Annotated in this window: 11 protein-coding genes and 1 other RNA gene; 8 read left to right on the forward strand and 4 right to left on the reverse strand. The window is 58.1% G+C overall.

Annotated elements, in window-relative coordinates:
• Positions 1-34 precede the first annotated feature (34 nt).
• From rpsI to ACIGDJ_RS24840, 6 genes are all read left to right on the forward strand, one after another.
• Positions 35-427: a 30S ribosomal protein S9 gene (gene rpsI / locus ACIGDJ_RS24815; protein WP_003228056.1), complete on the forward strand. Its 393-nt coding sequence runs from the start codon at positions 35-37 to the stop codon at positions 425-427.
• A 273-nt stretch (positions 428-700) separates the two neighbouring features.
• On the forward strand, positions 701-1,294 hold the full coding sequence (gene petA, locus ACIGDJ_RS24820; RefSeq protein WP_397504638.1) for a ubiquinol-cytochrome c reductase iron-sulfur subunit: 594 nt from the start codon (positions 701-703) through the stop codon (positions 1,292-1,294).
• A complete protein-coding gene (locus ACIGDJ_RS24825) occupies positions 1,294-2,505 on the forward strand; it encodes a cytochrome bc complex cytochrome b subunit (protein WP_101161950.1) in 1,212 nt (403 codons plus the stop codon). The genes petA and ACIGDJ_RS24825 overlap by 1 nt, the downstream gene beginning before the upstream one ends.
• A complete protein-coding gene (locus ACIGDJ_RS24830) occupies positions 2,505-3,287 on the forward strand; it encodes a cytochrome c1 (protein WP_101161951.1) in 783 nt (260 codons plus the stop codon). Before ACIGDJ_RS24825 ends, ACIGDJ_RS24830 begins: the two co-directional genes overlap by 1 nt.
• Positions 3,288-3,433: 146 nt before the next feature.
• On the forward strand, positions 3,434-4,051 hold the full coding sequence (locus ACIGDJ_RS24835) for a glutathione S-transferase N-terminal domain-containing protein (protein ID WP_007961620.1): 618 nt from the start codon (positions 3,434-3,436) through the stop codon (positions 4,049-4,051).
• A gap of 16 nt (positions 4,052-4,067) precedes the next feature.
• Complete coding sequence (locus tag ACIGDJ_RS24840; protein ID WP_016773263.1) at positions 4,068-4,481, forward strand: ClpXP protease specificity-enhancing factor; 414 nt, start codon at positions 4,068-4,070, stop codon at positions 4,479-4,481.
• A gap of 145 nt (positions 4,482-4,626) precedes the next feature.
• Here ACIGDJ_RS24840 and ACIGDJ_RS24845 read toward each other — a convergent pair whose 3' ends face one another.
• The 4 genes from ACIGDJ_RS24845 to ACIGDJ_RS24860 all read right to left on the reverse strand — a co-directional run bounded on the left by ACIGDJ_RS24845 (position 4,627) and on the right by ACIGDJ_RS24860 (position 8,070).
• Positions 4,627-5,205, reverse strand: coding sequence for a BON domain-containing protein (locus ACIGDJ_RS24845; RefSeq protein ID WP_101161952.1), 579 nt, complete (start codon positions 5,203-5,205; stop codon positions 4,627-4,629).
• Positions 5,202-5,795, reverse strand: a complete 594-nt coding sequence (locus ACIGDJ_RS24850; protein ID WP_008082788.1) for a phosphoheptose isomerase — start codon at positions 5,793-5,795, stop codon at positions 5,202-5,204. Before ACIGDJ_RS24850 ends, ACIGDJ_RS24845 begins: the two co-directional genes overlap by 4 nt.
• A gap of 101 nt (positions 5,796-5,896) precedes the next feature.
• Positions 5,897-6,259, reverse strand: a complete 363-nt coding sequence (locus ACIGDJ_RS24855; RefSeq protein ID WP_397479867.1) for a YraN family protein — start codon at positions 6,257-6,259, stop codon at positions 5,897-5,899.
• On the reverse strand, positions 6,259-8,070 hold the full coding sequence (locus tag ACIGDJ_RS24860; RefSeq protein ID WP_101161954.1) for a penicillin-binding protein activator: 1,812 nt from the start codon (positions 8,068-8,070) through the stop codon (positions 6,259-6,261). The genes ACIGDJ_RS24855 and ACIGDJ_RS24860 overlap by 1 nt, the downstream gene beginning before the upstream one ends.
• A 177-nt stretch (positions 8,071-8,247) precedes the next feature.
• On the opposite strand from ACIGDJ_RS24860, the gene rsmI reads away from it, so the two are divergent.
• Positions 8,248-9,153: a 16S rRNA (cytidine(1402)-2'-O)-methyltransferase gene (rsmI, locus tag ACIGDJ_RS24865; RefSeq protein WP_178081234.1), complete on the forward strand. Its 906-nt coding sequence runs from the start codon at positions 8,248-8,250 to the stop codon at positions 9,151-9,153.
• 73 nt (positions 9,154-9,226) lie between these two features.
• Positions 9,227-9,580, forward strand: an RNA gene (gene rnpB, locus ACIGDJ_RS24870) — RNase P RNA component class A.
• Positions 9,581-9,970 lie beyond the last annotated feature (390 nt).

A 9,970-nucleotide genomic window follows, 5' to 3' on the forward strand; every position in this document is an offset into this window, starting at 1 on the left:
CCCAAGAACTGAAGATTTAACGGAATAGTTCATTATGTCGGCGACTCAAAATTACGGCACTGGCCGTCGCAAGACCGCAACCGCACGCGTTTTCCTGCGTCCGGGTACTGGTAACATCTCCATCAACAACCGTTCGCTGGATAACTTCTTCGGCCGCGAAACTGCCCGCATGGTAGTTCGTCAGCCGCTGGAGCTGACCGAGACTGTCGAGAAGTTCGACATCTACGTCACCGTGATCGGCGGTGGTGTAAGTGGTCAGGCTGGCGCAATCCGCCACGGCATCACTCGCGCTCTGATGGACTACGACGAAACCCTGCGTAGCGCTCTGCGCAAAGCTGGCTTCGTTACCCGCGACGCCCGTGAAGTTGAACGTAAGAAAGTGGGTCTGCGTAAAGCGCGTAAGCGTCCGCAGTACTCGAAGCGTTAATTCCGCTTCCACGTTCAAAAAAGAACGCCCGCCTCCTCACGGAAGCGGGCGTTTTTTTATGCCTGCGATTTATCAAAGAATTGCGTTGTGACAACTTGCCACAGCCGTAGACCCCCTATACTCCAAGGCTTAAGGGGCTTAGCCCCAGGGAATTAACCTTGTCAGAATTGGGGGTTTTCATTACCATTCGGGCAAAATTTTTATAAGTAACATTTGATTTATTTAGTAGACGCCTGATTTAACAGGCCAAAAAAGCTGATGGGAGAGGACTGAATGAGCAATGACGGCGTGAATGCAGGCCGGCGTCGCTTCTTGGTGGCAGCCACATCCGTGGTGGGTGCTGCAGGAGCGGTGGGGGCTGCGGTCGCGTTCGTGGGGTCATGGTTTCCCAGTGCCAAGGCAAAAGCTGCCGGTGCACCGGTGAAAGTGAATGTCAGCAAAATCGAGCCAGGCCAGCAGATGATTGCTGAGTGGCGCGGCCAGCCGGTATTCATTGTCCGCCGTACTGAGGAAATCCTGGGGAATCTCAAGAAGATCGAGGGCCAGCTCTCTGATCCGACTTCCAAAAACTCCACACAACCCACTTATGTCGACCCTGAAGTACGCTCAATCAAGCCGGAAATTCTGCTGCTGATCGGGATCTGTACGCACCTGGGTTGCTCACCGACCTTCCGTCCCGAAGTGGCACCTGCTGATCTGGGCAAAGACTGGGTAGGCGGTTATTTCTGCCCTTGTCACGGTTCCCACTACGATCTGGCTGGCCGCGTCTACAAGTCGCAACCTGCGCCCTTGAACCTGCCAGTTCCCCCGCATTCCTATGAGACTGATGACCTGATTGTCATTGGCGTCGATACGGAGAAAGCGTGATGAGCAAGTTCATGGACTGGGTTGATGCACGCTTTCCCGCGACCAAAATGTGGGAAGACCATCTCAGCAAGTATTACGCCCCAAAAAACTTCAACTTCTTCTATTTCTTCGGTTCCCTGGCGCTGCTGGTGCTGGTCAATCAGATCGTCACCGGTGTCTGGCTGACCATGAGCTACACGCCGTCGGCAGAAGAGGCTTTCGCTTCCGTCGAATACATCATGCGCGACGTCGAGTACGGCTCGATCCTGCGTCTGCTGCACTCGACTGGCGCTTCGGCGTTCTTCATTGTTGTGTACCTGCACATGTTCCGTGGCTTGCTCTACGGTTCGTATCAAAAGCCGCGCGAGCTGGTCTGGGTGTTCGGCATGCTGATTTACCTGGCGCTGATGGCCGAAGCATTCATGGGTTACCTGCTGCCGTGGGGCCAGATGTCCTACTGGGGTGCCCAAGTGATCATCTCGCTGTTCGGTGCGATTCCGCTGATCGGCGATGACCTGACCCAGTGGATTCGTGGTGACTACCTGATTTCCGGAATCACCCTGAACCGCTTTTTCGCCTTGCACGTTGTTGCGCTGCCGATCGTGATCCTCGGTCTGGTGGTGCTGCACATTCTGGCGCTGCACGAAGTGGGTTCGAACAACCCTGACGGCGTTGATATCAAGAAGCACAAAGACGAAAACGGCATTCCCCTGGACGGCATCGCATTCCACCCGTACTACACGGTGAAGGATATTGTCGGCGTCGTGGTTTTCCTGTTCATTTTCTGCTTCATTGTGTTCTTCTTTCCGGAAATGGGCGGCTACTTCCTCGAAAAGCCTAACTTCGAGCCGGCTAACCCGTTCAAGACTCCCGAACATATTGCTCCGGTCTGGTACTTCACACCGTTCTACGCAATCCTGCGCGCGGTGCCGGACAAACTCATGGGCGTAATTGCCATGGGCGCGGCCATTGCGGTGCTCTTCGTGCTGCCGTGGCTGGATCGCAGTCCGGTCAAGTCGATGCGCTACAAGGGCTGGCTGAGCAAGATCTGGCTGGTGGTGTTCTGCATTTCCTTCGTGATCCTGGGTGTGCTCGGTGTGCTTGCGCCGACGCCGGGGCGCACGTTGCTGTCGCAGGTCTGCACCTTCCTGTACTTCGCCTACTTCATTCTGATGCCGTTCTACACCCGGCTCGAGAAGACCAAACCGGTTCCGGAAAGGGTGACTGGCTGATGAAAAAGTTATTTTTTGCTCTGATTTTTGCTGCGCTGCCTGCCCTGTCTTTTGCCGCCGGGGGGCATGGTCCGGAACTGGAAAGTGTCGATATCGACGTCTCCGACAAAGCTGCCCTGCAGGATGGTGCGCGGACCTTTGCCAACTATTGCATGGGTTGCCACAGCGCCAAGTTCCAGCGTTACGAGCGCGTTGCCGATGACCTCGGCATACCGCACGAATTGATGCTGGAGAAGCTTGTATTCACGGGCGCCAAGATCGGTGACCACATGAACATCGGCATGCAGCCGGCCGACGCCAAAACGTGGTTTGGCGCGGCGCCGCCGGATCTGACCCTCGTAGCACGCGTGCGCGGCACCGACTGGCTCTACGGTTACCTGAAGTCGTTCTACGAAGATCCGGCGCGTCCTTGGGGTGTCAACAACAAGGTCTTCCCGAACGTCGGCATGCCGAACGTACTGGTTGGCCTGCAGGGTCGCCAGGTTGTCGGCTGCAAGCAGGTGCAGATCGTCGAGGACGGCAAGAAGCAATACGATCCACTGACCGGCACGCCGCTGACTCATGAAGCGTGCGATCAGTTGACCATCGTGCCCAAGTCCGGTGCTCTGAACGAAGAGCAGTTCGATGAGAAGGTCAAGAATCTGGTAACCTTCCTGGCTTACTCGGCTAACCCGGTTAAGCTGCAACATCAGCGCATCGGTACTTATGTCTTGCTGTACCTGGCGTTCTTCTTCGTGTTCGCCTACCTGCTCAAGCGTGAATACTGGAAAGACGTGCACTGATACGCTTCAAGCATTGCTGTTAATCGCGCGCGCCCAAGGGCGCCTCCGCTAAAGCAGGGTCTGCTCGGTCAGACCCTGCAGGAGGTGCCCTCTGGGCGCGCGCGTTTTTCCGGTTCCGACAAATTCAACAAGCGAGGAGGATCGCCATGGGCGTGACCAATCGGTTGGCCTGTTACTCCGACCCCGCCGACCACTATTCCCACCGAGTGCGCATCGTGCTTGCAGAGAAGGGTGTCAGCGCCGAAATCATTTACGTGGAAGCCGGCCGGCAGCCGCCTAAACTGATTGAGGTGAACCCTTACGGCAGTCTGCCGACGCTGGTCGATCGTGACCTGGCGTTGTGGGAGTCGACCGTGGTGATGGAGTATCTGGATGAGCGTTACCCGCATCCGCCGCTGATGCCGGTTTATCCGGTGGCGCGAGCCAACAGCCGTCTGCTGATTCACAGGATTCAGCGTGACTGGTGCGGACTGGTGGATCTGATTCTGGATCCCAAGAGCAAAGAGGCCGCACGGGTCGTGGCGCGCAAGGAATTGCGCGAAAGCCTGACCGGCGTTTCGCCGCTGTTCGCCGACAAACCGTTCTTCCTCAGTGAGGAACAAAGTCTGGTGGATTGCTGCCTATTACCCATACTCTGGCGTTTGCCGATTCTGGGTATTGAACTGCCGCGGCCGGCCAAGCCGCTGCTTGATTATATGGAGCGTCAGTTTGCGCGTGAGGCTTTCCAGGCGAGTCTGTCTGGTGTCGAACGCGATATGCGCTAAGGCTTAAGGAGCCGCTATGAACTCCAGTCGACCTTATCTGGTCCGCGCGCTCTACGAGTGGATTGTGGATAACGATTGCACACCGCACATGCTGGTCAACTCCGAGTACCCGGCGGTGCAGGTGCCGCAGGGTTTTGCCAGCGACGGCCAGATCGTCCTGAACATCTCGCCGAGTGCCGTGCGTCATCTGCACATGGACAACGACGTGGTGACATTCGAAGGCCGCTTCGGCGGTGTTCCGCACAGCCTCTATGTGCCGATCAGCGCGATTCTGGGTATCTACGCCCGGGAGAACGGCCAGGGGATGGTGTTTGACCTCGAGTTGCCGATGGATGACGAGGAAGACATTGATCCGGATGACGACTCGCCGCCTCCGGGCAGCGAGCCGCCGCGCCCAAGTGGCCGGCCGAGTTTGAAAGTTGTGAAATAAAAAAAAGGCGATCCGGTTGGATCGCCTTTTTTGTGTCTGCATTGGCCGGGTAGGAGCTGCCGAAGGCTGTTTTTAGAAGCACAAGATCAAGAGATCGCAGCCTCGTTGCACTCGTCAGCTCCTACACAGCTCCTGCGTAATCAGGTCAGTCGATGTATTCGAACAGTTTCACGATTTTCTGCACACCGGACACGCCCTGAACCAGGTTGGTCGCCTGATTGGCTTCCTGTTTGGTCAGCAGGCCCAGCAGATAGACGATGCCGTTTTCGGTCACGACTTTGATGCGCGAGCCAGGGATGCTGGCGTCAGTGAGCATCTGCGTCTTGATCTTGGTGGTCAGCCACGCGTCGTTCTGGCGAGCGAGCAGGGAGGACGGTTGCAGCACTTGCAGTTCGTTATGCACCTTCTTTACGCGCTGGACGTTGGCGGCGGCCTGTTCGGCCTTGGCCTTGAGGTCTTCGCGTGGCGTCTGGCCGGCAAGCAATACCACGCCGTTGAAGCTGGTGATGACAATGTGCGAGTCGTTGTCCAGAGCCGGATCGGCCTTGGCGATGTTCACGCCTGCTTTGGTTTCGATCAGCGAATCGTCGATCTTGCTGCCAAAGGTGCGCGTGCCACGGTCGTCTTCGATCGGCGCTTCACGGCTGGCATTCACCACCGAGGTGCAGCCGCTGATGCCGAGGCACAAGGTCAAGGCCAGAAGGCCAAGGCGATTAGGGGTCATTCTTCACTCCCGAACAGTTGGCTGTCGATCAGATCGCAAAGGCAATGGATCGCCAGCAAGTGGACTTCCTGAATACGTGCAGTGACGTTGGCCGGTACGCGAATCTCCACGTCCTCGGGCAACAGCAGCGACGCCATGCCGCCGCCATCGCGTCCGGTCAAAGCTACGACAATCATTTCGCGATCATGTGCGGCCTGGATCGCTTGAATAATGTTCGCCGAGTTGCCGCTGGTCGAAATCGCCAGCAACACATCGCCCGGCTGACCGAGCGCGCGGATCTGTTTGGAGAACACTTCGTTGTAGCTGTAATCGTTGGCGATCGAAGTGATCGTAGAAGTGTCGGTGGTCAGCGCAATCGCCGGCAGGCTCGGGCGTTCGCGCTCGAAGCGGTTGAGCAGTTCCGAGGAAAAATGCTGGGCGTCGCCGGCCGAGCCACCGTTGCCACAAGAGAGCATTTTGCCTTCGTTGAGCAGGGCGTTGACCATGATCTGGCTGGCTTGCTCGATGTGCGGTGCAAGTACGTCCATCGCCTGTTGCTTGGTGTCGATACTGGCCTGGAAAAGCTGGCGAATTCGGGATTGCATGTCCATCTGTGTGACCTTAAGTGGCGCGGCTGTTCGGCACGTGAATGTGCAGCCCGCAAAGCAAAGAGCAAAATGTGTCGGACGAAAACGGGGCAGGGTGCAGGCGATCAACTGTCGAAAGCATTCTGCAACCAGTTCAGCTGATTCGGGCGGCTGTCGATCGCCACCACATCGAAGCGGCAGGGGGAATTGGCCCAACGCGACTCGCGCTGAAGAAAATACTGTGCTGCAAAGATCAGTTTCTGCTGCTTGCGCTCGTCGATACTGGCGAGCGCGCCACCCCATTGAGTGTTTCTTCTGTAGCGAACTTCAACGAATACTACTGTATCGCCATCAAGCATGACCAGATCAAGCTCGCCGCGTTTGCATAACCAGTTTTGCGCCACCAGGCGCAGCCCCTGTTGTTGCAGATGTTCGAGCGCCTGGCGCTCGGCATCCTTGCCGCTTTGCGAGCGTGACCTGTCGGGCATCAGCGTGGGGTGTCCGGCAGACGCTGCACCTGACCGCTGACAAACTGCGCCCACGGCAGCTGGCGCACAACGCGCTGGGTCTGGGTCATGCCAAGGCTGCCCGACTGACCTTCGATGCGGCTGTCCGGCAGGGCTTTGAGTTGACCCAGGCGCGGTGCCAGGCGATAGGCATCGGCGCCCATGGCGTAGAGGCGACCGAGGCTGCCGTTGGCTTGCGGCCATTGCGCAGCGACTTGCTGGCGCAGCGGATCGCTGGTTTCCAGCAGCCAGGGTGTTTCGCAGAAGCGAATGCCGTTCATGTCGTTGTACTGGTTGACGTCGCCGCTGGCACTGTACACATGGGAAGTCGCGTAGACCGGAACATCACCGGCGTACTGGAAGTTCAGGGTCGGCTTGATCTGCTGGGCCTGTTGCGGTGTGGCGGCCAGGAAAATGAATTCGATGTCCTGGCGGCGTGAAGGCTGGGCTGCGACGTTGGTACCAGCAACGTTCTGCAGGCTCTTGGCGCGGGCTTCGCTCTGACGCAGCTGGAACATGTCGGCAATCTGCTGCGCCAGTTGCACCGGCTGATCAACTCGCTCGGTGGCAACGATGCTGCCGCCATTGGCCTGCCAGTCCTGGCTGAAGGCGCGCAGCACGCGATCACCCCATTCGCCTTTCGGCACCATGATCGCGGCGCGATGCAAGCCATCGGCACGGGCGCGGCGCGAGACTTCCCGAGCTTCGTCTTCAGCAGCGAGACCGAACTGGAACAATTGCGCCGGGCCTTGCTCACCTTCGCTGTAGTTCAGCGCCAGGGTGGTGATCGGCAATTGCGGACGGGTGCTCAATTGCTTGACCAGTGGTTTTTCCAGCGGGCCGACCACCAGCTGCACGCCGTCAGCCTGAGCCTTGCGATAGAACTCGTCCATCGAGGTCAGTTTCGAGCTGTCGTAAAACTCAATCGCTGGCGGATTCTGACCGGCCTGTTGCGCTTGATAATGCGCCGCCATGAAGCCTTCGCGCAGCGCTTTGCCAACCGACGCCAACTGGCCGTCTTGTGGCAGCAGCAGGGCGATTTTGCCCAGCGGCTGGCTGGCCAGTTCCTTGAGTTTGGTCAGCGGCAGCGGCAGGTTGATCGCTGCCGGGTGCTTTGGATTCTGCGCGCGCCAGTTGTCGATCGCAGCTTGCTGCTGCTCCAGGGTGCCTGCGGTTTTCACTGCTTGCGCCAGTGCCATCCAGCCGCCGAGATCATCGGTGGTGTTCGGTTGCAGCTGATCGGTTGGCAGCGAGGCGATCAGGGTCCAGATCGCTTCGTGGTTCTTGCTCGCGGCTTCGCCTTCCAGCATTGGTGCGATGAACACACGTTCGCGAGCAGCCGCCAATGTCTGACCGTCGGCTTCCAGGGCGCGGGCATGAACGGTGCCGGTGCGCACTTGCTGCTCTTGCGGCATTTCACCGAGCTTTTGGAAGCTTGGATGGCTCAGGGCAGTTAGCGCAGCTTTCGGCTGATTGCGCGTCATGGCCAGTTCGGCGGACAGCGTATTGGCGAAAATCTGCTGGCCTGGCTTGAGTTGCTCGATCGGCACTTGTTGCAGGATTTGCGCGGACTGGCCGGCATTGCCTTGGCGGTAAGCCTGGTCTGCCGCGCTCAGGCGCAACAGGGCGGCTTGTTCCGGGGTTTTAGCCTGGGCAGCCTGTTCGAGCAGTTGCTCGATGCTGGCGTCCGGAGTCCGTGGAAGTTCGCCAAGGCTGGAGGAAGGGGAGCTGGCACACGCGGCCAACAGGGCAGCGAGGCAGAGGGCAGTGAACAGCCGCAGGCAAGCGATCATGTAAGTGTTCCTGATACTCGATCAAATTAGCGTGGAATTGTACCCAAGCACTGGCCGGGGCGCGATGTTAGTGGCGTGAATCGATCAATTTAGCTGGAGTAAATGTTGCGGCAGCGCACAACCGTGCGAAAAACCTCCCTCGGCTTGAGCGCATCGCCAGCCTCGTGACGCGCTACAATGGCCGCTTTTACCGATCACGAGGTGTGCGCTTTGACTGCTCCAGGTCCTTTGAATTCCGCTGCTGGCTCGCTTTATGTGGTGGCGACGCCCATCGGCAACCTGGACGACATCAGCGCCCGGGCCCTGAAGATCCTGCGTGAAGTGGCGCTGATTGCCGCCGAAGACACGCGGCACTCGGCGCGCCTGATGCAGCACTTCGGTATCGGCACGCCGCTGGCCGCGTGCCACGAGCACAACGAACGGGATGAGGGTAGTCGCTTTATTACCCGGTTGCTGGCGGGCGACAACGTGGCGCTGATTTCCGATGCCGGTACGCCGCTGATCTCTGATCCGGGTTATCACCTGGTGCGTCAGGCCCGGGCGGCCGGCATCAATGTGGTACCGGTGCCCGGTGCCTGCGCGTTGATCGCGGCGCTATCGGCGGCGGGGTTGCCGTCCGACCGTTTTATTTTCGAAGGTTTCCTGCCGGCCAAGTCGGTCGGGCGCAAGGCACGTCTGGAAGCGGTTAAAGAAGAACCACGCACGTTGATCTTCTATGAAGCGCCGCATCGCATTCTCGAATGTTTGCAGGATATGGAAGCGGTGTTTGGTGGTGAGCGTCAGGCTTTATTGGCGCGGGAAATCACCAAAACCTTCGAAACCCTCAAAGGCCTGCCGCTCAGTGAGTTGCGCGCGTTCGTCGAGTCCGACAGCAATCAGCAGCGTGGCGAGTGTGTGGTGCTGGTGGCCGGCTGGACGGCGCCGCAATCAGAAGACGCAGTCAGCAGCGAAGCCATGCGCATCCTCGATCTGCTCCTGGAGGAAATGCCGCTCAAGCGCGCCGCTGCACTGGCAGCGCAAATTACCGGCGAACGCAAAAACGTGCTTTATCAAGTGGCGCTGGATAAACAGAAAGGCGTGTAAGCCGTCGCCCATGGCGTTCTTGAGGGTTTTAGCGCTTGTTCTTCCGGCGCTCTGCCGTTAACCTTCGCGGCGGAGAGTCGATCGGACAGTCGCTGCCCTCTATGAAAATTAGGGGGGGGAGGAAAGTCCGGGCTCCATAGGGCGAAGTGCCAGGTAATGCCTGGGAGGCGTGAGCCTACGGAAAGTGCCACAGAAAATAACCGCCTAAGCGCGCAAGCGCCGGTAAGGGTGAAAAGGTGCGGTAAGAGCGCACCGCACGTCTGGCAACAGTTCGTGGCTAGGTAAACCCCACTTGGAGCAAGACCAAATAGGGTCCCAAGGCGTGGCCCGCGCTGGGACCGGGTAGGTTGCTAAAGATGTCCAGTGATGGCCATCGTAGACGAATGACTGTTCAAGACAGAACCCGGCTTACAGATCGACTCTCCACCTTTTTCTTTCCCTGCCTGGAACATGGAAGGCGCGGCTGTGTAATATCAGTCGGCCCGGTCTGAAATTCCGGCAGCGGCAAACGCGGTAATAGCCTTTTCCCACCCTGCTTCAATCATCAGCCGAAGCGCCTTTGTAATACCGAAAAAATCTTACTCTTAACAAACTACTTTAACTTTCGAGCGCAGCTTTCAGTGCTGCATCAGGTTATTGGTCAAAACTTCGCGTCAGATTCTCGTTGAGCCTCCTTTTACCTCGCTAAATCTCCGTTCTGTAAGGGTTTTCCTTTAATCCGCGCCTTGACGGTGTGGTGGGCGCATTCCTATAGTGTGCGCAAGTGGCGGAAAGTGGCATGAAGTGGGTTTTTTGAGCTCAAAACGATAAAAATTGG

Source organism: Pseudomonas sp. NPDC079367 (genome assembly GCF_044542195.1).
Classification (GTDB): domain Bacteria; phylum Pseudomonadota; class Gammaproteobacteria; order Pseudomonadales; family Pseudomonadaceae; genus Aquipseudomonas.

Excerpts from the sequence above, each read along its gene's own strand:
- ACIGDJ_RS24850 (WP_008082788.1), bottom strand. The coding sequence starts at position 5,795 with ATGGACATGCAATCCCGAATTCGCCAGCTTTTCCAGGCCAGTATCGAC.
- rsmI (WP_178081234.1), top strand. The coding sequence starts at position 8,248 with ATGGCCGCTTTTACCGATCACGAGGTGTGCGCTTTGACTGCTCCAGGT.
- ACIGDJ_RS24855 (WP_397479867.1), bottom strand. The coding sequence starts at position 6,259 with ATGCCCGACAGGTCACGCTCGCAAAGCGGCAAGGATGCCGAGCGCCAG.
- ACIGDJ_RS24860 (WP_101161954.1), bottom strand. The coding sequence starts at position 8,070 with ATGATCGCTTGCCTGCGGCTGTTCACTGCCCTCTGCCTCGCTGCCCTG.
- ACIGDJ_RS24845 (WP_101161952.1), bottom strand. The coding sequence starts at position 5,205 with ATGACCCCTAATCGCCTTGGCCTTCTGGCCTTGACCTTGTGCCTCGGC.
- ACIGDJ_RS24835 (WP_007961620.1), top strand. The coding sequence starts at position 3,434 with ATGGGCGTGACCAATCGGTTGGCCTGTTACTCCGACCCCGCCGACCAC.
- ACIGDJ_RS24840 (WP_016773263.1), top strand. The coding sequence starts at position 4,068 with ATGAACTCCAGTCGACCTTATCTGGTCCGCGCGCTCTACGAGTGGATT.
- rpsI (WP_003228056.1), top strand. The coding sequence starts at position 35 with ATGTCGGCGACTCAAAATTACGGCACTGGCCGTCGCAAGACCGCAACC.
- ACIGDJ_RS24825 (WP_101161950.1), top strand. The coding sequence starts at position 1,294 with ATGAGCAAGTTCATGGACTGGGTTGATGCACGCTTTCCCGCGACCAAA.
- petA (WP_397504638.1), top strand. The coding sequence starts at position 701 with ATGAGCAATGACGGCGTGAATGCAGGCCGGCGTCGCTTCTTGGTGGCA.
- ACIGDJ_RS24830 (WP_101161951.1), top strand. The coding sequence starts at position 2,505 with ATGAAAAAGTTATTTTTTGCTCTGATTTTTGCTGCGCTGCCTGCCCTG.